Source organism: Arthrobacter sp. B0490 (genome assembly GCF_002929355.1).
Classification (GTDB): domain Bacteria; phylum Actinomycetota; class Actinomycetes; order Actinomycetales; family Micrococcaceae; genus Arthrobacter_D.
Map to the genome: position 1 here is coordinate 327,769 of NZ_PJIR01000003.1, position 26,357 is coordinate 354,125.

The following is a 26,357-nucleotide window of genomic DNA, read 5'->3' on the forward strand; positions in this document are numbered from 1 at the left end:
CCTCGTGATGGGCTCGGACTCGGACTGGCCCGTGATGGAGGCAGCAGCGGCCGCGCTGGCCGAGTTCTCGGTCCCCTTCGAGGTCGACGTCGTCTCCGCGCACCGGATGCCCGACGCCATGATCGAGTACGGGCGGACGGCCTCCGAGCGGGGCCTCCGCGTCATCATCGCCGGCGCCGGAGGCGCAGCGCACCTGCCGGGGATGCTCGCCTCCGTCACGCCGTTGCCCGTCATCGGCGTCCCCGTCCCCCTGCGCTACCTCGACGGCATGGACTCCCTGCTCTCCATCGTCCAGATGCCCGCCGGCGTGCCCGTGGCCACGGTGTCCATCGGCGGCGCCCGCAACGCCGGCCTGCTCGCCGTGCGCATCCTCGCCGCGGGGACCGACGGCCGGGCGTCCGAGCTCCGCGCCCAGCTCGTCGAGTTCGCCGGCGCCCTCCGGACGACCGCGGAGGAGAAGGGCACGGCCCTGCGGGCGCGCATCGCGGACTCCACGGCGGAGGGCACATGATCGCCCCCACCCGCGTCCACGGCACGGACGGCACGGACGGCCCGGGCACCCCGGGCCTCACCAACCCCGTCCGCTACCCGCAGACGGCACCGCCCGCGGTCCGCACCAAGCGGGCGTTCGTGCTGCTCGCCCTGACCCTCGTGCTGCCCGGTTCCGCGCAGGTCGTCGCGGGTGACCGGCGGCTCGGGCGCAGGGCCCTCAGGACCACGTTCGCGTGCTGGGCCCTGATCCTCCTCGGGCTCGTCGTCGCCCTGACCGACCGCACCCTCGCGGTCGGGGTGGTGACCCACCGCTGGTGGTCCCTGGCGCTGATCGTCGCGCTCCTCGGCATCGCCCTCGCCTGGGCGCTGCTGTTCGTCAACACGCTGCGGCTCATCCGCATGCCCCTGCTCGAGCGCGGCGTCCGCCCGCTCGTGGCCGGGACGCTGGTGCTGCTCATGGTGCTCACCAGCGGATCGCTCGCCTACGGTGCCTACGTGCTCGGCGTCGGCCGGTCGACGGTGGGCTCGATCTTCCAGTCGGGCCCCGCCTTCGACCCGGTGGACGGACGCTACAACTTCCTGCTCATGGGCGGCGACGCGGGCGAGGACCGCACCGGCCGCCGGCCCGACAGCATCTCGGTGATCAGCGTGGACGCCGAGACCGGCGCGACCGTGACGTTCAGCATCCCGCGCAACTTCCAGAACGCGCAGTTCTCCGGGGACTCCCCGCTCTGGGAGGTCTACCCCGACGGGTACAACTGCGGCGACCCGTGCATCATCAACAGCCTCTACACCGACGTCACGCAGAACTACGCCGACCTGTACCCGGGCAGCGCGGACCCGGGCGCCGAGGCGATGATGGACGCCGCGAGCGGTGTGCTCGGCATCGAGGTGCAGTCCTACCTCCTCGTCGACATGAACGGCTTCGAGCAGCTCGTGGACGCCATGGGCGGGATCCGGATCGACGCGGGCGGCTGGGTGCCGATCACCGCGGCGGAGATCCCCGGCACCGAACCCATCCGCCACTACCCGCCCGACGGCTGGATCAGGCCCGGCGTGCAGACGCTCGACGGCTATCACGCCCTCTGGTACGCGAGATCGCGCGAGTTCGTCACGGACTACGACCGCATCTCCCGCCAGCAGTGCGTCCAGCAGGCGATGATCGCCCAGCTCGACCCCGCCACCGTCCTGACCCGCTTCCAGTCGATTGCCGCGGCGGGCACGCAGATCGTCGAGACGGACATCCCCCAGGACCAGCTGGCGAGCTTCGTGGACCTCGGCCTCAAGGCCAAGGGGCAGGAGACCCGCCGCCTGACGATCGGCCCGCCGGACTTCGGCACGCCCGCCGACAACTTCGTCACCTACCCGGACTTCGACCTCATCCACGAGCGCGTCCAGGGGATGTTCGCCGACCCGGCGGCAGCCGCCCCCCTGCAGCTCGAGCGTGCGGGCGTCGTGGCCCCGGCCCGGACCACCGACGACGGCATCACCGAGGAGTACCTGCAGGAGCTCGCCACGATCGGCGACGACGCGACGCTCGGGGACCTGCTGGCGGACAACGGACAGTGCTCTCCCGCCTGACCCGCGCCCGCGCCCGCGCCCGACCACCCGACCAGCCGAAGGACGCCACGATGTACCTCCTCGAGAACCCCCTCCGCCCCTACGCCTGGGGATCGGAGCGCGCCATCGCCGACCTCCTCGGCCGGGAGCCCTCGGGCGGGCCGGAGGCGGAGCTGTGGGTCGGCGCCCACCCGGACTCGCCGTCGGCGGTGGTACATGCGGACGGCACCCGGGAGGGCCTCCACGAGGTGATCGACCGGGATCCCGCGGGGCTCCTCGGCGGACCGGTCGCCGAACGCTTCGGGAACCGCCTCCCCTTCCTGCTGAAGGTCCTCGCCGCCGGCTCCGCCCTGTCCCTGCAGGTGCATCCCAGCCTCGAGCAGGCGGCAGCGGGCTTCGACGCGGAGGAGGCAGCGGGCGTCCCCCGCGACGCCGGGCACCGCAACTACCGGGACCGGAACCACAAGCCCGAGATGATCTTCGCCCTGACCCCGTTCGAGGCGCTCTGCGGATTCCGGCCCCTGCCCGAGGCCGGAGAGGTCTTCACGGTGCTCGGCGCCGCCGTCGCGCCCGGCTCGCCCGCGCACGACCTCCTCGACACCGTCGCCGCGCGGCTCGCCTCGGGCGACCACACGGCCCTGCGGGAGACCTTCACACTGCTGCTCGACGCGCCCGGGGAGGTCGTCGACGAGGTCGAGGCCGCCGCGGACCGTGCCCGGAGCACCGCAGGCGCACCGGGATCCGCCGTCGCCGGTGACCTCGCCACCGTCGCCGAGCTCTCCCGCCAGTACCCGGGCGACCCCGGCGTCCTGGTGGCCCTGCTCCTCAACCGGGTGTCGCTGCGGCCCGGGGAGGCCCTCTACCTGTCGGCCGGGAACATCCACGCGTACCTGAGCGGGCTGGGGATCGAGGTCATGGCGTCCTCGGACAACGTCCTGCGGGGCGGCCTCACGCCCAAGCACGTGGACACCGCCGCACTGCTCGCCACCGTGGTCTTCGAGCCGCTCGCTCCCCCGGCGCTGGCCCCCCACTCCACGTTCCTCGACCAGGAGCTCTACCGGCCGCCCTTCGACGAGTTCCAGCTCCAGCGGATCGAACTCGCCGACCCCGCAGCCGGACCCCGGGGGCCCGGAGAGGGTGCGGGGGGCACGGGCGGCGTCGCGGACAGCGCCCTGACCGCCGGCGAGAGCCTCACGCCGGCGCACGTCCCCGTGGTGCAGAACGGCCCCGTGGTGGTCCTGGCCGTGAGCGGGCCGATCCTGCTGGACACGCCGAACTCGACCCTCGTCGTCCCGCGCGGCGGCAGCGCCTTCGTGGGCGCATCGGAGGCGCCCCTCGTGGTCCGCCCCGCGGCCGACAGGCACGGCGCGACGGACGGTCCCGTGCTGGCGTTCGCAGTGACGGTCGGCGGCGGGATGCCCGGGCTCTAGGAGCGGGCGCGCACCCGCCGGGCCGCGCCGACGGCCCGGGCGGCCTGCCTGCGGGCGAGCTGCATTCCGCGCTTCGCGACGGGCAGCGCCCGGCTGAACACCGGGTAGAACGGCGAGAGCGGCAGGTCCCAGGTGCCGGCGAGCTGGTCCTCGTGCTGCGCCCAGCCCATCTTGAAGCGGGACACGCCGTCGTTGAGGAGGCCGTTGAAGTCGTAGCGGGCCACGCCGCGCGCCTTCATCTCCTGGATGGCGAACCACTTGAGTGCATAGTTGGCCCTCAGCCGCTCGCCCTCCTCGGTCATGCCGCCGTAGAGCTCGAAGGAGGTCGTGTCCGTCGCCGAGATCCACAGGAAGGCGACGACGTCGTCGCCCCGGAACGCGGCGTACACGGGCGAGGCGTCGCCGAGGTTGTCGAGGATGTCCAGGTAGTAGGAGTCCTCGTGGATGCCGAAGCCGGCCCGCTCCGCGGTCAGCCGGTAGACGTCGAGGCAGGCGCCGATCTCGCTGCGCACCACGCGGCGGATCGCGAGGTCCTCCCGGCCCGACTTGCGGATGTACTGGCGGTGCTTCTTCGTCATGCCCGCGAGCAGCTCCTCCTCCGACCGGCGCAGGTCGAGGATGAGGGTCCGTCCGATGAGGATCGTATTGGCGCTCTCCTTCCAGCCCGCGGCCGGCAGCGCCTGCGCGGCGTCACCCGTGGCATCCCAGTCGGGTTCGATCGAGAGCGCGACCGAGCGGTGCGCCTCGCGGACGTACCCGGCGATCGCCTCGAGGACCTCGATCTCACGGCCCTCCGCCGTCTGCGGTCCCCGGGGGATGTACGCGAGGTTCCGCAGCGGCAGCGGGAGGGACCGCACCACGATCTGGGCCGCACCCAGGACGACGCCGTCCTCGGCGACGAGCACGCGGTCGGCGCTCCACCCGTGGGCGGCCTTCGTCTCGCCCCAGCCCCACAGCTGCTGGGGATGCCCTCCCAGCTCGTTGACGGTGGTGTCCCATCGGGTGCGGTCGGGGCAGGGCGAAACGGAAAGGCTCATCCGACCAGCCTATAGGGACGCGCCGCCACCCCGGTGCCGGGCGGCGGCCGACGCACGGCCCGGGGCGCGGACGGCCTAGTCCTTGACGCGGGCGTACGTCTCCCACTTGTGGGCCTGGTGCTCGCCGTCGACCACGCGGATGGTGCCCGACTTCGAGCGCATGACCATCGACTGGGTGAGTACCTTGTCCTTGCTGTAGCGCACCCCGCGCAGCAGGTCGCCGTCGGTGATCCCGGTCGCGGCGAAGTAGCAGTTGTCGCTCGTCACGAGGTCGTTGGTCGACAGCACGCGGTCCAGGTCGTGCCCGGCATCGAGGGCCTTCTGCTTCTCGTCGTCGCTCGTGGGCCAGAGCCTGCCCTGGATCACGCCGCCCAGGGACTTGATGGCGCAGGCCGCGACGATGCCCTCCGGGGTGCCGCCGATGCCCATGAGGGCGTCGACGTCGGTGCCCTCGCGCGCCGCGGCGATCGCGCCGGCGACGTCGCCGTCCATGATGAACTTGGTGCGCGCGCCGGCCGCGCGGATCTCCTCCACGAGGGGCTTGTGCCGGTCGCGGTCGAGGATCATGACGTTGAGCTGGCTGACCTTCTTGCCGTTCGCCTTCGCGATGAGGTGCAGGTTCTGCTTGACGGGCAGGCGCAGGTCCACCATGTCGGCGGCCTCCGGCCCGGTCACGAGCTTCTCCATGTAGAAGACGGCGGACGGGTCGAACATCGAGCCCCGCTCGGCGACGGCGAGCACCGCGAGCGCGTTGTTGATGCCGAGGGCCGTCAGGCGGGTCCCGTCGATCGGGTCGACGGCGACGTCGCACTCGGGTCCGCTGCCGTCCCCCACGTGCTCCCCGTTGAACAGCATGGGCGCCTCGTCCTTCTCGCCCTCACCGATCACCACCACACCGTTGAAGTGGACGGTCTGCAGGAGCGAGCGCATGGCGTCGACCGCCGCGCCGTCGGCGAGGTTCTTGTCACCGAACCCGACCCAGTGGCCGCCCGCGATCGCCGCGGCCTCGGTGACGCGGACGAGTTCGAGGGCGAGGTTGCGGTCCGGTTCGTCGTCCCCGACGGCGAGCGCCGGTGAAAGGGTGGAGTACTGGGCGTTCGTGGCGTTCTGGGACACGTCGATCCTCATCGTCGAAGGTGGCCAGGCCCCACGCGGGCCTGGTGCTGCCGTGCTGCCATCATAGGCGTGCCGCGGCCCCCGAGCCCGGAACGCTGCCGGCGGGCGCACCCGCCCGGAGCCCGCCGGTTAGGTGGCGGGACCGGCATCAGCGAAAATGGGAGAGTGAACGATCAAGGCGATGAGCGGACCACCCCCGGCACCGAGGCGGACTTCGACGACGACGCGCCCCCCGTCACGCTCACCCCGAACCAGGCGAAGCGCGCCAGTGCGACGGCGCGCGGCATGCTGATCGCCACCGGCGCGACCATCGCCGTCGTGCTCCCCGTCTATTTCCTGAATCCCACGTACACGGCCGAGACCTACCGGCGCGACATCGACGTCGCGACCGTCGCCCGCCAGGCCGCCGGCGACGCCGGCTACCTCCCCGCCTCGCCGGAGCTCCCCGAGGGCTGGTCCTCGAACTACGCGCGCTGGGTGACCGGCCGCAGCGACAGCGTGGACTTCTGGGAGGTCGGGTACCTGACCTCGGACACCGGCTTCATCCAGCTCACCCAGTCCGACGACGCCAACCCCACCTGGGCGGCCCAGCGCATCGGCGACGCGCAGGTCTCGGGGACGCGGACCATCGGCGGGCTCGAGTGGGAACTGCTCGACGCGCCGGACGGGGACACCGTGCTGAGGTCCGACGTCGACGGGGCCACCGTGATCCTCAACGGGGAGGCGGCGCTCACCGAGTTCGACACCCTGGGGGCCGCCGTGATCGAGGACGTGCGGCGGAACGCGGCGGAGGAGGCCGAGCGCCTGTCATCTTCGGACACGGACGCTCCCTGAGTGCGGGGCGGTCGACGGCGGACAGTACAGTGGACGGCGTGAACCAGCAACTGACCCCGGCCGACGCGTGGCTCCGGCTGCAGGAGGGCAACGCCCGCTTCGTCGCCGCCGACTCCTCGCACCCCAACCAGGACGCCTCGCGCCGCGCGGCGCTCGTGGACAACCAGAACCCGTTCGCCGTGATCTTCGGCTGCTCGGACTCGCGCCTCGCCGCCGAGATCATCTTCGACCTCGGCCTCGGTGACGTCTTCGTGGTCCGCACGGCCGGGCAGGTCATCGACGACGCCGTCCTCGGCTCCCTCGAGTACAGCGTCAGCGTGCTCGGCGTGCCCCTGATCGTGGTCCTCGGCCATGACAGCTGCGGCGCCGTCACGGCCACCATGAACGCGATCGAGACCGGCGACATGCCGGCGGGGTTCATCCGGGATCTCGTGGAGCGGATCATGCCGTCGGTCCTCACGGCGCGGCGCTCCGGCGTCACGGACGTCAACGAGACCGTCGTCGAGCACACGAGGCAGACGGCCCAGCGGCTGGTGGACAGTTCCCGCGTGATCGCGGACGCCGTCGTGGGCGGGGACACGGCCGTCATCGGCGTCTCCTACCGCCTCGACGAGGGGCGGGCCGTGCTCGTGTCAGGATTTGGCGCCTAGGAGCGCGACCCGCGAGAATTGCCGCATGACGCCTGCAGCCAGCCCTGAGTACCGCATCGAACACGACACCATGGGCGAGGTGCGCGTCCCCGTCGACGCCCTGTACCGCGCACAGACGCAGCGCGCCGTGGAGAACTTCCCGATCTCCGGCACCACCCTCGAGCGCGCGCACATCGAGGCACTGGCCCGCATCAAGAAGGCCGCGGCCACGGCCAACGCCGAGCTCGGCGTGCTCGACGAGGAGCGCGCCCGGGCCATCGAGGCCGCCGCCGAGGACGTCGCGTCGGGCAGGTACGACGGCGACTTCCCCGTGGACATCTACCAGACCGGTTCGGGGACGTCCTCGAACATGAACGCCAACGAGGTCATCGCGACCCTCGCCAGCCGTGCGCTGGAAGCGGCGGGCAGCGCCACCTCGGTGCACCCGAACGACCACGTCAACGCCTCGCAGTCCTCCAACGACGTCTTCCCGACCTCGGTCCACGTCGCGGCGACCTCCGCCCTCGTGAAGGACCTCATCCCCGCGCTGGCGCATCTCGCCGAGGCGCTGGAGCGCAAGGCCGCGGAGTTCAGCACCGTCGTGAAGTCCGGCCGCACGCACCTCATGGACGCCACCCCGGTCACCCTCGGCCAGGAGTTCGGCGGGTACGCCGCCCAGGTCCGTTACGGGATCGAGCGCATCGAGGCCTCGCTCCCGCGCGTGGCCGAGGTGCCCCTCGGCGGCACCGCCGTCGGCACCGGCATCAACACGCCGGCGGGCTTCTCGGCCCGGGTCATCGAGCTCCTCGCCGAGGACACGGGGCTCCCCCTCACGGAGGCGCGCGACCACTTCGAGGCCCAGGCGAACCGCGACGCGCTCGTCGAGGTGTCGGGGATGCTGCGCACGATCGCCGTGTCGCTCACCAAGATCCACAACGACCTGCGCTGGCTCGGGTCCGGCCCCAACACGGGCCTCGGCGAGATCTTCCTCCCCGACCTGCAGCCCGGCTCGTCGATCATGCCGGGCAAGGTCAACCCCGTGATCGCCGAAGCGGTGCTCATGGTCTGCGCCCAGGTGGTCGGCAACGACGCCACCGTCGCGTGGTCCGGCACCAACGGCGCGTTCGAGCTCAACGTCGGCATCCCCGTGATCGCCCGCAACGTGCTCGAGTCGATCCGCCTGCTGAGCAATTCGACGCGGGTCTCCGCCGACCGCATGGTCGACGGCATCACCGCCAATGTCGAGCGTGCCCGATTCCTCGCCGAGGCCTCCCCCTCGATCGTGACGCCGCTCAACAAGTACATCGGTTACGAGAACGCCGCGAAGATCGCCAAGAAGGCCGTCGCCGAGGGACTCACGGTCCGCGAGGCCGTCCTCGCCCTCGGCTTCGTCGAGCGGGGGGAACTCACCGAGGAGCAGCTGGACTCGGCGCTCGACGTGCTCTCGATGACGCGGCCCCCGCAGGCCTGACCCGCGCGTCACCCGCGGTCCCGGGAGGGGCGTACCCGTACCGGGTACGCCCTTTTCCCGCCTCCGCGGGAAGTTGCACTCGGTACGTCATAGTGCAAATATGTACTTCGTGCAGAATAGTGCAAAAAATGAGGACCTGGGGCTGCGGGAACGCAAACGCCGCCAGACCCGCTCGTCCCTCGTGGCGGCCGCGCGCCGCCGCACGCTCGAGCACGGCCTCGGCGGCTTCACCGTCGAACAGCTCTGCGACGAGATCGGCATCTCCCGCCGCACGTTCTTCAACTACTTCCCCTCCAAGGAGGACGCCGTCCTCGGATCCTCCGACGAGGGGCTGCCGGACGAGCTCCTCGACGGGTTCGTCGCGTCGGGGCGGACCGTGCCGCCGAAGCCCCTCCTCGACGCCCTCACCGACCTCCTCGCCGAGTTCGGGGCCAGGATGGCCATCTCCCGCGAGGAGTACGAGATGATGTCCGCCCTCCTGCACCGGGAACCGCAGCTCATCGCCCGGCTGTTCGCCCGGGCCGAGTCGAGGTCCCAGCTGCTGACCGACCTCATCGTCGCCCGGGAGGGCCTCCCCGCGGACCACCCCACGCCCCGCGTGGCCACGTTCGTGCTGGGCGGCCTCGCCCGCCGGTCGCTCGACGAGTTCTTCGCCGACGGCAACGACCTGTCCTACCCCGACGTCATCCGCCGGAACATCGACGCTCTGCGCTACCTCTTCCCCTCCCCGCCGCCCGAGGCCGCTTCCGGCCTCCCCGCACCGAACCAGGACCCCTCATGAGCACAACCACGGCGCCGGACGGCCCGCTCCTCCTCACGCAGAGACGCATCTGGATCATCTTCTCGGCGCTCATCGCCGGGATGCTGCTCTCCAGCCTCGACCAGACCATCGTCTCGACGGCCATGCCCACCATCGTGGGGCAGCTCGGCGGCGTCGAGCACCAGACCTGGATCACGACCTCGTATCTCCTCGCCACCACGATCGTGATGCCGATCTACGGCAAGTTCGGCGACGTCCTCGGGCGGCGCAACCTGTTCCTCTTCGCCATCGCGCTGTTCACCGTCGCGTCCATCGGCTGTGCGTTCGCCACCGACTTCTGGGTCTTCGTGGTGTTCCGGGCCGTCCAGGGCCTCGGTGGCGGCGGCCTGATGATCCTGTCGCAGGCGATCATCGCCGACATCGTCCCCGCCAACGAGCGCGGCAAGTACATGGGCCCGCTCGGCGGCATCTTCGGCATCAGCGCCGTCGCGGGTCCTCTCCTCGGCGGGTACTTCGTGGACCACCTGACCTGGAACTGGGCCTTCTACATCAACATCCCCGTCGGCATCGCGGCGTTCGCCATCGCCTGGTTCACCCTGCGCCTGCCGTCCAGGAAGGCCACCCGGCGCATCGACATCCCGGGCGTCGTCCTGCTGTCCGTCGCCACGACGTGCCTCATCTTCTTCACGGACTTCGGCGGTGACGCCGAGGAGGGCTGGACCTCCCCGCTCACCTGGGGCTTCGGAGCCGGCATGGTCCTCGCCGTCGTCGCCTTCGTCCTGGTGGAACGCAGCGCCGAGGATCCCATCATCCCGCTCGGACTCTTCCGCAACCGCACCTTCGTCACGAGCACCGGCATCGGCCTCACGCTGGGGCTCGGCATGTTCGCCGCACTCGCCTTCATGCCGACGTTCCTGCAGATGGCCTCCGGCACCTCGGCCGCCGTGTCCGGCCTGCTGCTCGTCCCCATGATCGTGGGCCTGATGGGCACGTCCATCTACTCGGGTATCGCGATCTCCCGCACAAGCCGCTACCGCAAGTACCCGATCATCGGCACGTCGCTGACGCTCGCCACGCTGCTCTGGATGTCCACGCTCACCGCGAGCACGCCGATCTGGACCATCTGCACCATGCTGTTCTTCTTCGGTGCCGGGCTCGGCCTCATCATGCAGGTCATCGTCCTCGTGGTGCAGAACTCGGTGGCCCCGACCATGATCGGCGTCGCGACGAGCACCAACAACTACTTCCGCGAGGTGGGCGCGTCGCTCGGCGTCGCCGTCTTCGGCGCGATCTTCACGAGCAGGCTCTCCGAGCGGCTGCGGGAGACCTTCACGGCCTCCGGCGCGAGCCCCGAGGCCGCAGGGCAGGCGACGTCGACGCTCGATCCCGCCGCCCTGAACGCACTCCCGGACCAGGTGCGGGACGCCGTCGTGAGCGACTACGCCGAGTCCCTGGCCCCGGTGTTCCTCTATCTCGTGCCGTTCCTCGCGATAGCGCTCGTGCTCGCGCTCCTGCTGCGGGAGATCCCGCTGTCCGAGACCTCGGGCATGGTGGCGCGCGGCGAGGCGATCGGCGGCGAGGAGGCGCTCCGGCTGGAGCGCGAGCGGGCCGCTGCGTCATCCGCCGGGACGGCTCCTGGCGCGACGCCCGACGGGGAACCCGCCGGTGCGCGGACCGGGCCCTCGGAGTACTCCGGATCCTGACGGGACGCCTCGGCGCGGGACCCGCCGGCCCGGCAGTCCACGGACTGCCGGGCCGGCGGCGTCAGCAGGCGAAGCGGGTCACGCCGTCGAACCCGACGGCCTGCCGTACGAGGGCGAGGTGCCGCGGTCGAAGGTCCGGGAGCGCATCCAGCGGGAACCAGCGGACGTCGAGGGACTCGTCGTCGTTGACCCGGGCCGTCCCGCTGACCCACCGGCACCTGAAGTCGAGCGTGAGGAAGGTGCACACGTCACCGTTGGGGAAGGTGATCGGACCGTCGACCCCGGTGGCGAGCAGGTACTCGACCTCGACGACGACGCCGGTCTCCTCCTCGACCTCACGGCGCAGCGCGACGGCGGGCTGCTCACCCGGATCGACCATGCCGGTGATGATCGCCCAGCGGCCGCTGTCGGCGCGCTGTCCGAGCAGGACGCGCCCGTCGCCGTCGAGGACGACGCCACCGACGCCGGGCAGCCAGAGCGGGTCATGGCCGATCTTGCGGCGCAGGTCGACGACGAATTCGGGGGTGGGCACGCTCCTCAGGCTAGTACAGCGAGCGCCAGCGCGGCTCCGAGGACGAGGAACGGCCCGAACGCCACCGACGAGGCGGGCGTCGCCCGGCCCGCCAGGACGAGCGCCAGGCTCCAGAGACCACCGAGCACGACGGCGAAGAACGGTCCCCACCACAGCGCGGTCCCGCCCGCGAAGCCCAGGTAGAGGCCCAGGAGCCCCGCGAGCTTCACGTCGCCGAGACCCAACCCCCGCCGGGACAGCAGGTGCAGGGCCCCGAAGCCGAGCCAGAGGACGGCCGCCCCGACGAGCATCCCGAGGATCCGGTACCACTCGCCGGCGATCCCGGCCGCGAGCCCGAGCAGGAGGGCGGCCGCCGGGTAGGCCGGCAGGACGATCCGGTCCGGGAGGCGGTGCGTACGCCAGTCGAGGACGCTCAGCCGCCCGCCGACCAGCGCGAAGCCGAGCAGCGCGGCCGCGAGCAGGGCGGACGCGAGGGGCTCCTGCGCCAGGTAGTCGGCGAACACGGCGGTCACGCCCCCACGCTACGCGAGGGCCCTGACCGCCCTGCGGAGCGCCGGTTACACTGTGGAAATGTCGGGCCAGCGCAGCACCAGTTCCGCGTCCACGCCGGAGGAGACGTTCCGCTCGCTCTGCCGCTCCTCCCCCTGGCGCTGGGAGACACTCAGGTTCACCATCGCCTGGCGGACGCCCGCCGCGCAGGGCCTCGATACGGCCCCGCCGCTCAGGGCCTGGCTCCGCAGGCCGGCAGCGCTCCGGGTCGAAGCCGCGGACGGCACGCTGCTGCACTCGACGACGGGCAACGAGCAGTCGCGCGATGCGCTCTACGTGAGCGCCACCCGCAAGTCCTGGCTCGTCGCCCCCCGCCTCGTCACCCCCGTGTACGACGGCGCGGGGCTCGTGCGTCGCCGGCCCGAGGCCGCCTACGGCGAGGCGGTGTTCGGTGATCCCCGGTGGTCCTCCATGCTGGACCCGGTGGAACTGGCCGGCAACGCGCCGGTGGCCATGGTCTACCCCGGGGCGAACCGCGTGGAGGTCGAGGACCTCGCGGAGGAGACGTTCGCGGGCCGCGCCGTCCTGGCCGCCACCGTCACCCCGAACGCCTCCTACGAACCCGCCGCCCCGGGCCGCCCGCTCGTCGGGGGCCGGAGCCGCGTCCTCCTCGACGTCGGTACCGCGGTCTGCGTGTCCACGACCGCCCTCGACGGGCCCGCGCAGGGCGCCGGCCACGACCTCGCCATCCTCGGCGTCGACGAGTACCTGACCGACGACTACTTCCGCGCGGCTCCCCCGGAGCTGAGCGACGTCAGCCGGCACGTCCCCTGGATCGTCGGCTAGCGCGCGGGCCGGGCGGCCCGCGCGCCGGCCGGCCTAGACGTCCGCCTCCTCCAGCAGTTCGGTCACGAGCGCTGCGATGGGCGAGCGCTCCGAGCGGGTCAGCGTGACGTGACCGAAGAGCGGATGGCCCTTGAGGATCTCGACGACGGCCGCGATGCCGTCGTGCCGGCCCACCCGGAGGTTGTCGCGCTGGGCGACGTCGTGGGTGAGGACGATCTTCGAGTTCTGGCCGATCCGGCTCATGACCGTCAGCAGCACGTTCTTCTCCAGGGACTGCGCCTCGTCGACGATCACGAAGGAGTCGTGCAGGCTGCGGCCCCGGATGTGGGTGAGGGGCAGCACCTCGAGCATGCCGCGGTCCAGGACCTCCTCGACGACCTCGGGCGAGACGAGCGCGCCGAGGGTGTCGAAGACGGCCTGCGCCCACGGGTTCATCTTGTCGTTCTCGCTCCCGGGCAGGTAGCCGAGCTCCTGGCCGCCCACCGCGTAGAGGGGGCGGAAGACGACGACCTTGCGGTGCTCGCGGCGCTCCAGGACCGCCTCGAGGCCCGCGCACAGGGCCAGGGCGGACTTGCCCGTGCCCGCGCGCCCGCCGAGGGAGACGATCCCCACCTCGGGATCCATCAGCAGGTCGATCGCCAGGCGCTGCTCCGCCGACCTGCCGTGCAGGCCGAAGACGTCGCGGTCACCGCGGACCAGCCGGATGTGCTTGTCGGCGCCGACCCGCCCGAGGGCGGATCCGCGCGGCGAGAGGAGGATGACACCCGTGTTCACGGGCTGCTCCGCGGCGCCGCTCGTCAGGATCGCCTCGTGGTCGTACAGTGCGTTGACCTCCTCGACCGTGGCGTCGAGCTCGGCCACGCCCGTCCAGCCCGAGTCCTTCACGAACTCGTTGCGGTACTCGTCGGCCTGCAGGCCCATGGCCGAGGCTTTCACGCGCATCGGCAGGTCCTTGGAGACCACGGTGACGTCGCGCCCGCCGACCGCGAGGTTCTTCGCGACGGCGAGGACCCGGGAGTCGTTGTCGCCGCTGCGGAAGCCGACGGGCAGCACCTCGGGTGACACGTGGTTCAGTTCCACGCGGAGCGTCCCGCCCTCGTCCCCGAGCGGGACGTCGGTGTCGAGCCCGCCGTTCTCCACCCTGAGGTCGTCCAGCAGCCGCAGGGCCTTCCGTGCGAAGTAGCCGAGTTCCGGGTCGTGCCGCTTCCCCTCGAGTTCGGTGATGACGACGATGGGGAGGATCACTTCGTGCTCCGCGAACCGCAGGATGGCGCGGGGATCGGACAGGAGCACCGACGTGTCGATGACGTAGCTGCGTCGCCCGTCGGCGGCGTCCTGGTGGGAGGTGCTGGTTGTAGCCACGTGAACTCCGCTCCGGGGTGGGTGCACCCCGAGTTCGTAGGGGGGCGTTCCGGCCGAGAGGCCGGGCGGCCTCCCCGACTCGTACGAGGTGCCTGGCACCATCGGCGTCATCAGCGGCCTTCCGTCGGCGGATCCGGCGTCCGTCGATGGGTAGACCCTACGCCGTCGGTCCGCGGAGTGCAGGCCTCCCCGTCGTGTCGTGCATGAAGGGCGGGTGAACAGTCAGGACCCGAAGCGGCGCTGCCTGCGACCGTAGTCGCGGAGCGCGCGGAGGAAGTCGACGCGGCGGAAATCGGGCCAGAGCGCCTCGCAGAAGTAGAACTCGCTATAGGCGCTCTGCCACATGAGGAAACCGGACAGCCGCTGCTCCCCGGAGGTGCGGATGACGAGGTCCGGGTCCTGCTGCCCGCGCGTGTAGAGAAAGGAGGAGATGTGCTGGTCGGTCAGCTCCTCGGCGAGTGTCTCGAGGGACATCCCCCGCCCTGCCGCGTCCCGCATCAGCTCCTTGACGGCGTCCACGATCTCCCGCCGCCCCCCGTACCCCACCGCCACGTTGACGTGGAGGCCGTCGATCTTCTCGGTGGACGCCGCCAAGTCCTTGAGCTTCTCGCCCAGGTCGTCGGGCAGGAGGTCGAGGGCGCCGACGGGCTGGACCCTCACGCGGTTGCTCTCCCCGAGGCGGTCCAGGGTGTTGGCGATGATGTCGAGGAGCTGGTCGATCTCCTCCTGGGGCCGGCCCATGTTGTCCGTGGACAACATGTAGAGCGTGACGACGTCGACGCCGAGTTCCTCGCACCACCCGAGGAACTCGTGGATCTTGTCAGCGCCCGCCTGGTGCCCGTGGCTCGTGGGTGCGCCCGCGAGCTTGGCCCACCGCCGGTTCCCGTCGACCATGACGCCGATATGGTGCGGGATGCGCTCGGGCGCGAGGTTCCGCTGCAGCCTGCGCTCGTAGAAGCTGTAGCCGACTCCGGGGAACTTCAAGCTCACGCCCGGCTGCCCTCCCCTGGTTTCCGCTCCGGCCCGGGCCGGAGGCACTCTCGACCCGGGACGCCTGCGCCCCGGATACCTTGTCCTACCGTATTCCTACCGTACCGGCTGTCGCCGGGCAAAGGCCCCGATGCACGTCGGGACGGTCCTCGGACCCGTCGTCGCGACAGGTGGCGTCCAGGAGCGTCGGCTAGAATTCCGGCATGACCCCGCGCTATCCGGCTCCCCTTCCGGGCCCTACGGATCCCGCCGGCAGCCGCGACAGCACGTTCCAGGACGCCGTGTCCTCGGTGGCCGGACCGCTCGCGGATGCGATGGCGGCCAAGCCGCTCTGGCGGGGGTGGATCCACGCCGTGGCCACGCCGCTGGCCGTCGCCGCGGGCATCGTCCTCGTGGCCCTGGCACCGACCACGGGGCTCCGCGTCGCGTCGGCCATCTACGCCTTCACCGGCGTGCTGCTCTTCGGCGTGAGCGCGGTGTACCACAGGGGCGACTGGAGCCTGGGCGTGAAGGTCGTGCTCAAGCGCCTGGACCACACCAACATCATGCTCGTGATCGCGGGGTCCTACACGCCGCTCGCCTGGGCCCTCCTGGACCGGGGGAAGGCGGAGACCCTGCTGTGGATCATCTGGGGCGGCGCGGTCGCCGGCGTCCTCTTCCGGAACCTCTGGGTCGATGCGCCGCGCTGGCTGTACGTGCCGATCTACGTGGCGCTGGGCCTCGGCTCCGTGTTCTACATGCCGGACTTCTTCGCGGCCAGCGTGCCCGCCGCGACGCTGATCTGCGTGGGCGGCGTGCTGTACATCGCCGGCGCCGTGTTCTACGGGATCAAGAAGCCCAACTTCTCGCCGCGCGTGTTCGGCTTCCACGAACTCTTCCACGCCTTCACCGTGGCGGCCTTCGCGGCGCACTTCGTCGCGATCATGCTCGCCGTCCTGCACCCCGTCCGGACCTAGCGTCCCGCGCCCGGCCCGGCGTCCCGCACCCGGAGGGGATCCGGCGTCCTGCAGGAGGTCCGGGTCCGCGCTCAGCGGTTGTCCGGGCCGTGCTTCCCGCCCGGCAGGGGACGCCCGCCGTCATCGGCCCTGCCGCCCCTGCCCGGCAGCGGGCGCTGCCCGGCGTCGTCCGCTCCTGCCGGCGGGATCCCGTCGGCCGCACCCTGGGCGCGTGCCTGCTCCACCTCGGCGGTGTACCGGACGCGCCGGATGCGCTTGACCATGTCGCGGATCAGGAAGATGACCACCACCACCACGAAGAGGGTCGCCAGGAAGCCCAGCGTCCCCGGTGTGACCGACGAGGGGTCGAGGCCCGGTTTGAGCGTCGGGTCGCCCGACGGCGTCACTGTCGCAGCCAGGCTGAGGTCAAGGAACACGCAGGCACCACTTTCGAAGCTCGCGGCGGATCACGGTTGCCCGCCACCCACAATTCTACGCGGGATAGAAATGTCCGGCGGACCTAGGCGCCGGGCGAGATCCCGGCGAAGAAGTCGTCCTCGGGCACCGACGGATCGGTGCGGGTGTCCACGCGTGAGGTGATGAGGGAGTAGTCCTCCCACGGCCACACCTGCTGCTGCAGTTCCACCGACACGGCGAAGAAGAAGCCCTCCGGGTCCACCTGGGTACGGTGCGCCAGCAACGCCCGCTCGCGGTGACCGAAGAAGTCGCCGCAGCGGATCTGTGTGGTGGTGGCATGCGCGGGAGCGGGGGGCTGGTGGCCCTCCGCGTCCGCCTCGAACCACTGCGCGATGCGCTCCGCGTAGGGCGACGGCAGGCCGGCCTCCTCGAGGGCGTCGTGGAGGGCACGGAAGCGCTCCGGGTTGAACGCGCGGTCGTAGTACAGCTTGGAGGCGCTCCAGGCCTCACCCGTGCCCGGGTACCGCTCCGGATCGGCCGCCGCCTCGAACGCCTCGACCGCGACACGGTGCGCCATGATGTGGTCCGGGTGCGGGTAGCCCCCGTTCTCGTCGTAGCTGACGATCACGTGGGGGCGGAACTCGCGCACGAGCTTCACGAGGGGCGCCGCCGCCCGCTCGAGGGGCTGGAGCGCGAAGCAGCCGAAGGGCAGGTCAGGGAGCGGGTCGCCCTCGGGCAGCCCGGAGTCGGTGAAGCCGAGCCACCGCTGCTGCACGCCGAGCTCGGCGACGGCGCGGGCCATCTCGACCCGGCGGAGGCCCGCCAGGTCCCGTCGGGCGTGGGCATCGCCGGCCATCGCCGCGTTGAGGACGTCGCCGCGCTCCCCGCCGGTGCAGGTCGCGACCAGGACCTCGGCACCCGCTGCGACATAGCCGGCCATCGTGGCCGCGCCCTTGCTCGATTCGTCGTCCGGGTGGGCGTGGACCGCGAGGAGGCGGAAGCCCGCACTGGACGCGCGGGGAAGATCCTGGCTTGGCAACACGTGCTCCTGGCTCTGCGGGACGGCGGCCACGAGGGGCCGGCGGCGCGGACGGGGAAAGCTGACGGTAAAATGGGACGGTGAGCTCCGCCCATACGCCCTCAAGAGTAGCCAATCGCTACGGGACCCCAAAGCCCGGGAAGCGGATGGGCCGTCTGCGGATGCTGGTCATCGCGGTGCTCCTCGCCGCCGTGGCGGCCGTCGCCGCCGTGGCCCTGACCTCCGGTAGCCCTGACGTCTCGTCGAAGGACGTCGGTTTCTCCCTCATGTCGGACGGGCGCGCGAGCGTGGACTTCGAGGTGACGAAGGACCGCTCGGTCACGGCGCAGTGCGCCGTGCAGGTGCTCAGCGAGAACTATGCGGTGGTCGGCTGGACGGTCGTCACCATCGGGCCGAACAACGCCGAGGACGGCGTGAACGAGGGTTCGACGACGGCGCACCGCACGGAGGTCCGCACCGACTCGCCCGGCGTCTCCGGCGGCGTCAACGCGTGCTGGATCGCCGGGGACTGACCGCCTCCCCGGGAGGCTCTCTTGGGTTCTGGCCCCGGCCCCTCTAGACTGGGGGGATACACAGCGCCCCGCTTCACCGGCGTACCGGTCTCCCGGTCCCACGAGGCGGGGTGTTTGCTTGCCGCCGGTGGTGTCTCAGCCCTCGTCCGCTCGCCCACAAGCCCCTCCGTCCGCGGTGGCGGCCGTACCGAAGGAGTAGTCCCGTGTCCACTAACAGCGCCCCTGTCGCCTGGCTCACGCAGGAGTCCTACGATCGACTCAAGACCGAGCTCGAACACCTCTCCGGTCCCGGCCGCACGGAGATCGTCGCCCGCATCGAGCAGGCCCGTTCCGAGGGCGACCTCAAGGAGAACGGCGGCTACCACGCCGCGAAGGAGGAGCAGGGGAAGGCCGAGGCCCGGATCCGGCAGCTCACCCACCTCCTCGAGAACGCGCACGTCGGCGAGGCCGCACCGGACGACGGCGTCGTCGAGCCGGGCAAGATGGTGTCGGCGAAGATCGCCGGCGACGTCGAGAACTTCCTGCTCGGCAGCCGCGAGGTGGCCGGTGACGCGAACGTCGACGTGTACAGCGAGAAGTCCCCCCTCGGTGCCGCGATCCAGGGCAAGAAGGCGGGCGACGTCGTCACCTATTCCGCCCCCAACGGCAAGCAGATCACCGTCGAGATCCTCTCGGCCACCCCGTACGTGAGCTGACGGCGTCCCCGCCCGGCTAGACGCGGTCCGTCCCTCCGGGGGCGGGCCGCTTCCGTTTGAGCAGGTGGGCGGCCAGGACGCCGCCGAGCGCCCCGAAGAGGTGGGCCTGCCAGGAGATGCCGGAACCGAGCCGCGGCAGGATGCCCCATAGGAGGGACCCGTAGACGGCGAACAGGACGGCGGCGAGGAGGATCTGCTTCCAGTCGCGGTTGTAGAACCCGCGGGTGATCAGGTAGGCGAAGAGGCCGAACACCACCCCGGAGGCGCCGATCGTGAGCCCGCCGCCGAAGAGCCAGGTCCCCAGGCCGGATGCGAGCCAGCTGGTGCCGACGGCCACCGCGAAGCGCCGGGCGCCCTCGAGGAACGCGAGAAAGCCCAGGACGAGCAGGGGCAGGCTGTTGCCGGCTAGGTGCTCGACGCCCCCGTGCAGGAGCGGCGCGAACAGCACGCCGTCGAGCCCGTCGAGGCGGCGGGGCGCGATCCCCAGGGTGCGCACGAGGAGGTCCCCGAGGAGCAGGTTCAGCACGAACACCGCCCACATCGCGGCCACGAGGCCGCCCACGGCGACGAGGCCCGCCTGGGCCCTGCGCGCGAGCGGCGTCACGGATGGCATGGTCAGCCCCTGATGACGACCGGCTGGAAGCCCTCGGCGCGCAGGTTGCTGAGGACCTGCTCGCAGTGCTCGTCGCCCTTGGTCTCCATGTTGATGGTGATCGCGACGTCGCCCATGCTGATGGACCCGCCCACGCGCGTGTGGTCGACGCCCGTCACGTTGGCGTCGGACTCGGCGATGATCCGCGAGATGGTGGCCAGCGAGCCGGGCCGGTCGTCGAGGAGCATGCGCACCACGAGGAAGCGGCCGGCCGCGGCGAGTCCGCGCTGGATGACCTTCAGCATGAGCATCGGGTCGATGTTGCCGCCCGAGAGCACGACGACGGTGTTGCCGGGCTGCGCCCCGTTCTCCGTCAGTTTCCCGTCGAGCAGGGCCGCGACGCCCACGGCGCCGGCCGGTTCCACCACCATCTTCGAGCGTTCCAGGAGGAAGATGAGCGCGCGTGCGAGGGAATCCTCGCTGACCGTCACGACGTCGTCGACGAGTTCACGGATGATCGAGAACGGCAGCTGGCCGGGGCGTCCGACGGCGATGCCGTCCGCGATGGTGGAGACCTTCGTCAGGGGCACGAGGGCGTCGGCGGCCAGGGACGGCGGGTAGGCGGCGGCGTTCTCCGCCTGGACCCCGATGATCCGGATGGTGCGCCCGAGTTCCTTCGCGCGCGCCTTGACCGCGACGGCCACGCCGGCGAGGAGGCCGCCGCCACCCACGCCCATGAGGATCGTGTCGACGTCGGGCACCTGCTCGAGGATCTCGAGGCCGAGCGTGCCCTGGCCCGCGACCACGTCCACGTTGTCGAACGGGTGGACGAACACGGCGCCGGTCTCGTCGGCGTACTTCCGGGCCTCGGCGAGCGCCTCGTCCACGTTGTGGCCGTGGAGCACCACCTCGGCACCGTGGCCGCGGGTCGCCGCGAGCTTCGGCAGGGCCACGCCCAGCGGCATGTAGATGCGGGCGGCGATGCCGAGGCGGGCCGCGGCGACGGCGACGCCCTGCGCGTGGTTCCCGGCGGACGCCGCGACCACGCCGCGGGCACGCTCGGCCTCGCTGAGCTTCGCCATGCGGTTGTAGGCGCCTCGGACCTTGAAGGACCCGGCGCGCTGCAGGTTCTCGCACTTGAAGGACACGGGCGAGCCGGTGAGGCGGCCGAGGGCCCGCGACTGCTCGATCGGCGTGCGGGCGATCACGCCCTCGAGGGTCCGGTGGGCGGCCTCGATGTCGGCGAGGGTCACGGGGAGGGCGGCGCCGTCCGGGAAGTCGGGTACCGCGGTCGGGCTCGGGGGCGCGCTTGGGCTCGGGGTAGAGGGGTTCACGACGGTCTGCTCGGTCACTGGGAGGTCTCTCTGTGGAGGGCTGGCGCCGACGCTGCGGCGGGAGGTCCCGGGGTGCTGGCCGACGACGCGGAGTCCTGCTCCGCGATCGCCGGCCCGCTAATGGCCCGTCCCCCGGGCCAGCCCTCCTGCGCCACGACCGGATCGTATTCCCACGCCCGTTGCGCGATGTAGCGCACGGAGGTGTTGAGGACCGCGAGGAGCGGGACCGAGAAGAGGGCGCCGGGGATCCCGGCGAGCAGTGTCCCGCCCGCGACCGCGAGGACGACGGCGAGGGGGTGGAGGGCGACGGCCGGTCCCATGATGAGCGGCTGGAGGATGTGCCCCTCCACCTGCTGGACCACGAGGACGATCGCGAGCATCACGAGGGCGTTGACCCATCCGTTGGCGACGAGCGCCAGCAGGACGGCCACGGAGCCCGTGGCGAGGGCCCCCACGATGGGGATGAAGGATCCGAGGAACACGAGCACGCCCAGCGGCAGGGCGAGCGGGACACCGATGATGGCCGCCCCGACGCCGATCCCGACGGCGTCGACGGCGGCGACGAGCATCTGCACCCGGACGTAGCTGGCCATCGACATCCAGCCGCGCCGTCCCGCGCCGTCGACCGCCGCGCGCGCCCTCCGCGGCGTGAGGCCCACGAGGAAGCGCCAGATGCGGCCGCCGTCGAGCAGGAAGAAGATCAGGGCGAACACCGTGAGGAGGGTGCCGGCGGCCACGTGGCCGGCCGTCGTGCCGAAGGAGAGCGCCCCGCTGAGGATCGAGGCGCTGTTGCTCTGCACCGCGTTGCCGATGTCCCGGAGGTACTGGTCGATCTGCGACGTGGTGAGCTGCAGGGGACCCTGCGACAGCCAGTCGAGCACCTTCTGCACGCCGTCCTGCGCCTCACCGCCGAGGCTGGTCGCCCCGAGTGCGAGCTGACGGCCGACGAGGAGCAGTGCACCCGTGATGACGCCGAAGAAGCCCAGGAGCGTGATCGTGACGGCGAGCCCGTTGGGGACCCTCCGCCGCCGCAGGGCCTTCTTGAGCGGCATGAGCAGCGCGGCCACCAGGCCGGCGATCATGAGCGGGATGACGAGGAGGGAGACGCGGCTCAGCAGGTAGATCAGCACACCGCTGATGGCGAGGACGAGCCCCAGCCGCCAGGACCAGGAGGCGGCGATCCTCAGGGCGAGGGGGACGTCCGAGCGGTCCTCCATGGCGTCGTCCCCGTGCCCGCCGGTGCCGACCGGCGGGCGCCGGTCGCCGGGGTGCGGGGGCAGCGGTTCCGGCAGGGCGGCGGCGCCGCGGCTCACGACGCGCTGGATGGCGCGCTGAGGTTTCGCTCCGGGGAGACGCTGCATGGGCCAATCTTTCCATAGAAGGCCCGGGCGCCCGCTATCCGAGACGGGGCAGGATGCCCCACCTCGCCGAGAAGGAAGCACCCGGCGTCAGCCACTGCAGGCCCTCCCCCGAGTTGAGGGCATCGGCGGGAGCCGTCATCGGCTCGATCGCCACGGCCTTGCCGACCCCGGGATAGATCGTGCTGATGTACACGTGGGCGTAGGCGAAGGCCGCGTCGGCCCAGAGCGTCACCCGGCGGCCGTCCGGCGCGGAGAGCACATGCTCGTGGCGGCCGTCCACGAGGGCGAGCCCCGTGAAGGCGGAGTCGAACCGGATGTCGCCGATCCGCCGGCCGTTCCGCAGGTCGTGCTGCCCCGAGACGGCGGCCCGGCCGGTCGGGATCGACCGGTCGTCGGCCTCGAACACCTCCTCCGCCAGGAGGGTCAGGGTCAGCTCCTCGGTGGGGACGTCGGAGATCTTCAGGTAGGGGTGCGCGCCGAGGGCGAAGGGCGCGGGATCCGCCGAGAGGTTCGAGAGCTCCTGGGTCACCGTGAGCTGCTCCTCCGTGAGCTCGTACGTCGCCCGGTGCACCAGGTGGAAGGGATACCCGTGCTGCGGGAAGATCTCTGCGTCGAGGACCACGCGGGATTCCCCGACCTCCACGGCCCGGTAGCCGGTGTTCCGGAGGAGCCCGTGGATCGCGTTGCCCTTCGACGGCTCCGTGATGTCGAGGCGCTGCTCCTTGCCGTGCAGCGTCCAGCGGCCGTCGGCCACCCGGTTGGGCCAGGGCGCGAGCAGGATGCCGCCACCGCCCGCGGGGATGTCGGCATCGCCCCAGGTCTCGGTCAACGCGACGCCGCCGTACTCGTAGGACCTGAGCGCGGCCGCGAGGCTCGCCACGACGACGGTCGCCGGGCCGGCCCTCAGCGTGTAGTTGGTGCCGCTTGCCGGTCGGGTCTCCGAAGTCATGCTGCGATGCTACCGCCGCCCGGGAACCTGCCGCCCGTGGGCCTACCCGATGGCACCGGAGCATATGATAGGTTTTGTTCGTTTTGGTGCGGACTCGTTCGAATGCCGCGGCCATCCCGACGACAGGAGGATCATGCTCGCAGCAGAGCGCCATGCGGCGATCCTCGACCGCCTGACCCGTCAGCCCGCGGTCCGCGTGAGTGGCCTCGCGGTGTCCCTGGGGGTCTCCGAGATGACGGTCCGGCGCGACATCGACATCCTCGAGGCCCGGGGGGCGCTCGTCCGGGTGCACGGCGGCGCCGTCCGCCCCGGCAGCCTCAGCTCGGTGGAGGCGGGCTTCGACGCCAACCGGACGCGGGGCGGCGAGGCGAAACGCAGGATCGCGGCCGCGGCCGTGTCCCTCCTGGCACCCGGGATGACGGTGTCGATCACGGGCGGCACGACCACGTACGCGCTGGCAGCCCTCCTCCCCGGCATCGAGGGACTGACCGTCATCACCAACTCCCTCCCGCTGGCCGACGAACTGCACCGGCTGCGCTCCGCATCACCGCGCGACGCCGCACCGCAGGTCCTGCTCTCGGGCGGCCAGCTCACGCCGTCGAAAGCCCTCGTCGGCCCCCTGGCCACCGGCACCATCGCGTCGCTGCGTGCCGACCTGTGCTTCATGGGGGCGCACGGCGTGGACACCGACGCTGGCATCACCACCCCCAACCTCGCGGAGGCCGAGACGAACCAGGCGTTCGCCCGGACCTGCGGGCAGCTCGTCGTCCTTGCCGACGCCAGCAAGATCGGCGTCGTGAGCCTCGCCCGCGTCTCCCCCCTCGACGACGCCGCCGCCCTCGTCACCGACCGGCCGCCGGGCGACGACTACGCGGCCCGCACCCGCATCCTCTGCGACCCCGTCCCCGACCCCCACCTGGAAGAGCGACCATGACCCTCATCACCCCCACCCGCCTGTCCGACGGGCGCGAGCTGATCTACTTCGACGCACGGGAGGAGAGCGCCGCGCTGCACCGGGATGCCGCGGCGACGTCCGACACGCGCGGCCTGCCCGCACGGGGACCGGCGGGCACCGCACGCTACGACGCCCTGACCGGCGAGTGGATCGCCGTCGCCGCCCACCGGCAGTCGCGGACGCACCTCCCGCCCGCCGACCAGTGCCCCCTGTGCCCCACGACCCCCGCGAACCTCTCGGAGATCCCCTCCGACTACGAGGTCGTCGTCTTCGAGAACCGCTTCTCGTCCTTCGGACCGGACCTCGGCGACCTCCCGGCGGCCCCGGAGTGGGGTACGACGGCGACGGCGTTCGGACGGTGCGAGGTGGTCGCCTTCGACTCGGCGCACGAGGGCTCCTTCGGCTCGCTCAGCCCGGAGCGTGCCAGGACCGTCATCGACGCCTGGGCTCAGCGCACGGAGGCGCTGTCGGCGATGCCGGGCATCAAGCAGGTGTTCTGCTTCGAGAACCGCGGGGCGGACATCGGTGTGACCCTGCTCCACCCGCACGGGCAGATCTACGCCTACCCGTTTATCCCGCCGCGCGCCGCGACGCTCGCGGCCAGGGCGTCGGAGTTCTTCGAGTCGTCCGGGGGCACGCAGACCCTCATGGGCTCCGCGCTGGCCTCCGAGCGCGCGTCCGGGGACCGCATGGTGATCGAGGGCGAGCACTTCAGCGCCTTCGTGCCGTTCGCCGCGCGGTGGCCGCTCGAGGTGCACCTGGTACCCCACCGCCAAGTCGCCGACATCACGGGCCTCACCGGCGAGGAGCGCGACGAGCTGACCACGGTCTACCTCGATCTCCTCGGCCGGCTCGACGCCCTCTACCCGACGCCCACCCCGTACATCGCCGCCTGGCAGCAGGCACCGATCGACGACGTCCTGAGGCCCGCCGGCTACCTGCACCTCCAGCTGACCTCGCCCCGCCGCGCCGCCGACAAACTGAAGTTCCTCGCGGGCTCGGAGGCCGCGATGGGCGCCTTCATCAACGACACCACCCCGGAGAAGGTCGCGGAAGCACTCCGCGACGCGACTCCCGCTCCAGCACCTAAGGACCAGGCATGAACTCCACACCCCTCGATCTCGCGGCGGCCTTCGCCGAGCGCTTCGGCACCGAACCGGACGGCCTCTGGTCCGCTCCGGGCCGCGTCAACGTGATCGGCGAGCACACCGACTACAACGACGGCTTCGTGCTGCCCTTCGCCATCAAGCACTCGACGACGGTCGCGGCCGCCGTCCGGCCGGACCGGATCGTCCGGGTGGCATCCACCTTCGCGCCCGACGACGCGCCCGTGACCGCCGATCTCGACACCCTCGAGGAGGGTGCCGTGGAGGGGTGGGCGGCGTATCCGCTCGGCGTCCTGTGGGCTCTGGAGCAGTCGGGCTACCGCTGCCCCGGGATGGACCTCCTCGTCGACTCCTCGGTGCCCGTCGGCGCCGGGCTCTCCTCCTCCGCCGCGCTCGAGTGCTCCGTGGCGGTCGCCGCGAACGACCTCTCGGAGGCCGGTGTCTCGCGCCGGGAACTCGCGGCCATCGGGCAGCTCGCCGAGAACCGGATGGTCGGCGCCCCGACGGGCATCATGGACCAGTCCGCGTCCCTCCTCGGCGAGGTGGGCCACGCCGTCTTCCTCGACTGCCGCTCCGGGGACTCCCGGCTCGTCCCCCTCGACCTCGAGGGTGCCGGGCTCGAACTGATGGTCATCGACACGCGGGTCAGTCACTCGCACTCCACCGGCGGGTACGCAGCCCGACGACGCTCCTGCGAACTGGGCGCGGAACTGATGGCCGTACCGGCCCTCCGGGACCTCTCGGTCGAGGACCTCGCGGAGGCCGCGGGAGTGCTCGACGAGGAGACCTTCCGGCGCGTGCGCCACATCGTCACGGAGAACGCGCGGGTCCAGGACGCCGTGAAGATCCTGACCAGCACGGGACCGGCGGACCTCGGCCCGCTGCTCGTGGCCAGCCACGCCTCGATGCGGGACGACTTCGAGATCTCGTGCGCGGAACTGGACGCCGCCGTGGACGCCGCGCTCGACGCGGGCGCGCTCGGCGCCCGCATGACCGGCGGCGGCTTCGGCGGCGCGGCGATTGCCCTGGCGCGGGTCGGCGACGTCCCCGCCATCCGGTCGGCCGTCGAGCGGGCCTTCGCCGCCGCGGGCTTCCGTGCCCCGGTCGTCTTCAGCGTCCTGCCCGGCGCGGGAGCGGCACGCATCGCCTGATCCTGCCCCGGAACGAGAGAGACCCGCAACCTCCCGGTCGCGGGTCTCTCTCGTCCTACG

27 protein-coding genes are annotated in these 26,357 nt (G+C 71.7%); 15 read left to right on the forward strand and 12 right to left on the reverse strand.

Features of this window, described 5'->3' with window-relative positions; translation table 11 throughout:
* Window positions 1-7 precede the first annotated feature (7 nt).
* From purE to manA, 3 genes are read left to right on the forward strand one after another with little or no spacing between them, the layout of a single operon-like run.
* A complete protein-coding gene (gene purE, locus CXQ97_RS06975; RefSeq protein ID WP_104180328.1) occupies window positions 8-511 on the forward strand; it encodes a 5-(carboxyamino)imidazole ribonucleotide mutase in 504 nt (167 codons plus the stop codon).
* Window positions 508-2,073, forward strand: coding sequence for an LCP family protein (locus CXQ97_RS06980; RefSeq protein ID WP_104180121.1), 1,566 nt, complete (start codon window positions 508-510; stop codon window positions 2,071-2,073). Before purE ends, CXQ97_RS06980 begins: the two co-directional genes overlap by 4 nt.
* A gap of 50 nt (window positions 2,074-2,123) precedes the next feature.
* On the forward strand, window positions 2,124-3,482 hold the full coding sequence (manA, locus tag CXQ97_RS06985) for a mannose-6-phosphate isomerase, class I (RefSeq protein ID WP_104180329.1): 1,359 nt from the start codon (window positions 2,124-2,126) through the stop codon (window positions 3,480-3,482).
* Here the strand turns inward: manA and CXQ97_RS06990 are convergent.
* Window positions 3,479-4,519: a peptidoglycan bridge formation glycyltransferase FemA/FemB family protein gene (locus CXQ97_RS06990; RefSeq protein ID WP_104180122.1), complete on the reverse strand. Its 1,041-nt coding sequence runs from the start codon at window positions 4,517-4,519 to the stop codon at window positions 3,479-3,481. The genes manA and CXQ97_RS06990 overlap by 4 nt on opposite strands.
* 75 nt (window positions 4,520-4,594) lie before the next feature.
* Entirely contained in the window at window positions 4,595-5,647 is a 1,053-nt protein-coding gene (glpX, locus tag CXQ97_RS06995) for a class II fructose-bisphosphatase (protein WP_104180123.1), read from the reverse strand.
* A 153-nt stretch (window positions 5,648-5,800) separates the two neighbouring features.
* On the opposite strand from glpX, the gene CXQ97_RS07000 reads away from it, so the two are divergent.
* From CXQ97_RS07000 to CXQ97_RS07020, 5 genes are all read left to right on the forward strand, one after another.
* Window positions 5,801-6,469 carry a DUF4245 domain-containing protein gene (locus CXQ97_RS07000; protein WP_258062388.1) on the forward strand — a complete coding sequence of 223 codons (669 nt, stop codon included), beginning with the start codon at window positions 5,801-5,803 and terminating at the stop codon, window positions 6,467-6,469.
* A gap of 38 nt (window positions 6,470-6,507) precedes the next feature.
* On the forward strand, window positions 6,508-7,119 hold the full coding sequence (locus tag CXQ97_RS07005) for a carbonic anhydrase (protein ID WP_104180331.1): 612 nt from the start codon (window positions 6,508-6,510) through the stop codon (window positions 7,117-7,119).
* Between the two features lie 25 nt (window positions 7,120-7,144).
* A complete protein-coding gene (locus CXQ97_RS07010) occupies window positions 7,145-8,569 on the forward strand; it encodes a class II fumarate hydratase (RefSeq protein ID WP_104180124.1) in 1,425 nt (474 codons plus the stop codon).
* Between the two features lie 100 nt (window positions 8,570-8,669).
* Window positions 8,670-9,350, forward strand: a complete 681-nt coding sequence (locus tag CXQ97_RS07015; RefSeq protein WP_104180125.1) for a TetR/AcrR family transcriptional regulator — start codon at window positions 8,670-8,672, stop codon at window positions 9,348-9,350.
* Complete coding sequence (locus CXQ97_RS07020; RefSeq protein WP_104180126.1) at window positions 9,347-11,032, forward strand: MDR family MFS transporter; 1,686 nt, start codon at window positions 9,347-9,349, stop codon at window positions 11,030-11,032. Before CXQ97_RS07015 ends, CXQ97_RS07020 begins: the two co-directional genes overlap by 4 nt.
* Window positions 11,033-11,093: 61 nt before the next feature.
* Here the strand turns inward: CXQ97_RS07020 and CXQ97_RS07025 are convergent, their stop codons facing one another.
* Complete coding sequence (locus CXQ97_RS07025) at window positions 11,094-11,564, reverse strand: NUDIX domain-containing protein (RefSeq protein WP_104180127.1); 471 nt, start codon at window positions 11,562-11,564, stop codon at window positions 11,094-11,096.
* 5 nt (window positions 11,565-11,569) lie between these two features.
* Window positions 11,570-12,076: a prepilin peptidase gene (locus CXQ97_RS07030; protein ID WP_104180128.1), complete on the reverse strand. Its 507-nt coding sequence runs from the start codon at window positions 12,074-12,076 to the stop codon at window positions 11,570-11,572.
* Window positions 12,077-12,134: 58 nt separating this feature from the next.
* Between CXQ97_RS07030 and CXQ97_RS07035 the strand changes: the two genes are divergently transcribed.
* Window positions 12,135-12,899 carry a hypothetical protein gene (locus CXQ97_RS07035; protein ID WP_104180129.1) on the forward strand — a complete coding sequence of 255 codons (765 nt, stop codon included), beginning with the start codon at window positions 12,135-12,137 and terminating at the stop codon, window positions 12,897-12,899.
* A gap of 33 nt (window positions 12,900-12,932) precedes the next feature.
* Here the strand turns inward: CXQ97_RS07035 and CXQ97_RS07040 are convergent, their stop codons facing one another.
* Together CXQ97_RS07040 and CXQ97_RS07045 are read right to left on the reverse strand one after the other, a co-directional pair.
* Entirely contained in the window at window positions 12,933-14,261 is a 1,329-nt protein-coding gene (locus tag CXQ97_RS07040; RefSeq protein WP_258062390.1) for a PhoH family protein, read from the reverse strand.
* 222 nt (window positions 14,262-14,483) lie between these two features.
* Window positions 14,484-15,245 carry an isoprenyl transferase gene (locus CXQ97_RS07045; protein WP_104180130.1) on the reverse strand — a complete coding sequence of 254 codons (762 nt, stop codon included), beginning with the start codon at window positions 15,243-15,245 and terminating at the stop codon, window positions 14,484-14,486.
* A 320-nt stretch (window positions 15,246-15,565) separates the two neighbouring features.
* Between CXQ97_RS07045 and CXQ97_RS07050 the strand changes: the two genes are divergently transcribed.
* Window positions 15,566-16,207: a hemolysin III family protein gene (locus CXQ97_RS07050; RefSeq protein ID WP_258062423.1), complete on the forward strand. Its 642-nt coding sequence runs from the start codon at window positions 15,566-15,568 to the stop codon at window positions 16,205-16,207.
* Window positions 16,208-16,278: 71 nt separating this feature from the next.
* Here the strand turns inward: CXQ97_RS07050 and CXQ97_RS07055 are convergent, their stop codons facing one another.
* Window positions 16,279-16,623 carry a hypothetical protein gene (locus tag CXQ97_RS07055; protein ID WP_104180132.1) on the reverse strand — a complete coding sequence of 115 codons (345 nt, stop codon included), beginning with the start codon at window positions 16,621-16,623 and terminating at the stop codon, window positions 16,279-16,281.
* 83 nt (window positions 16,624-16,706) lie between these two features.
* Window positions 16,707-17,642 (reverse strand): mycothiol conjugate amidase Mca, encoded by a 936-nt coding sequence (gene mca / locus CXQ97_RS07060; protein ID WP_104180133.1) that lies wholly within the window; start codon window positions 17,640-17,642, stop codon window positions 16,707-16,709.
* Between the two features lie 80 nt (window positions 17,643-17,722).
* On the opposite strand from mca, the gene CXQ97_RS07065 reads away from it, so the two are divergent.
* Window positions 17,723-18,154 carry a DUF4307 domain-containing protein gene (locus CXQ97_RS07065; RefSeq protein WP_258062391.1) on the forward strand — a complete coding sequence of 144 codons (432 nt, stop codon included), beginning with the start codon at window positions 17,723-17,725 and terminating at the stop codon, window positions 18,152-18,154.
* Window positions 18,155-18,357: 203 nt separating this feature from the next.
* A complete protein-coding gene (greA, locus tag CXQ97_RS07070) occupies window positions 18,358-18,849 on the forward strand; it encodes a transcription elongation factor GreA (RefSeq protein WP_104180134.1) in 492 nt (163 codons plus the stop codon).
* 16 nt (window positions 18,850-18,865) lie between these two features.
* Here the strand turns inward: greA and CXQ97_RS07075 are convergent, their stop codons facing one another.
* The 4 genes from CXQ97_RS07075 to CXQ97_RS07090 all read right to left on the reverse strand — a co-directional run bounded on the left by CXQ97_RS07075 (window position 18,866) and on the right by CXQ97_RS07090 (window position 23,085).
* On the reverse strand, window positions 18,866-19,462 hold the full coding sequence (locus CXQ97_RS07075) for a rhomboid family intramembrane serine protease (protein ID WP_104180135.1): 597 nt from the start codon (window positions 19,460-19,462) through the stop codon (window positions 18,866-18,868).
* A 2-nt stretch (window positions 19,463-19,464) separates the two neighbouring features.
* Window positions 19,465-20,694, reverse strand: coding sequence for a threonine ammonia-lyase (gene ilvA, locus CXQ97_RS07080; RefSeq protein ID WP_104180136.1), 1,230 nt, complete (start codon window positions 20,692-20,694; stop codon window positions 19,465-19,467).
* A gap of 95 nt (window positions 20,695-20,789) precedes the next feature.
* Complete coding sequence (locus tag CXQ97_RS07085; RefSeq protein WP_104180333.1) at window positions 20,790-21,992, reverse strand: AI-2E family transporter; 1,203 nt, start codon at window positions 21,990-21,992, stop codon at window positions 20,790-20,792.
* Window positions 21,993-22,170: 178 nt separating this feature from the next.
* Entirely contained in the window at window positions 22,171-23,085 is a 915-nt protein-coding gene (locus CXQ97_RS07090) for an aldose 1-epimerase family protein (RefSeq protein WP_104180137.1), read from the reverse strand.
* Between the two features lie 133 nt (window positions 23,086-23,218).
* Between CXQ97_RS07090 and CXQ97_RS07095 the strand changes: the two genes are divergently transcribed.
* Genes CXQ97_RS07095 through galK form a run of 3 tightly spaced genes read left to right on the forward strand, consistent with a single transcriptional unit; the run spans window position 23,219 to window position 26,297 of the window.
* The gene (locus tag CXQ97_RS07095) at window positions 23,219-24,019 is read left to right on the forward strand and encodes a DeoR/GlpR family DNA-binding transcription regulator (RefSeq protein ID WP_104180138.1); all 801 of its coding nucleotides are present in this window, start codon (window positions 23,219-23,221) and stop codon (window positions 24,017-24,019) included.
* Window positions 24,016-25,143, forward strand: coding sequence for a galactose-1-phosphate uridylyltransferase (galT, locus tag CXQ97_RS07100; RefSeq protein WP_104180139.1), 1,128 nt, complete (start codon window positions 24,016-24,018; stop codon window positions 25,141-25,143). Before CXQ97_RS07095 ends, galT begins: the two co-directional genes overlap by 4 nt.
* Window positions 25,140-26,297 carry a galactokinase gene (gene galK, locus CXQ97_RS07105; RefSeq protein ID WP_104180140.1) on the forward strand — a complete coding sequence of 386 codons (1,158 nt, stop codon included), beginning with the start codon at window positions 25,140-25,142 and terminating at the stop codon, window positions 26,295-26,297. Before galT ends, galK begins: the two co-directional genes overlap by 4 nt.
* Window positions 26,298-26,357 lie beyond the last annotated feature (60 nt).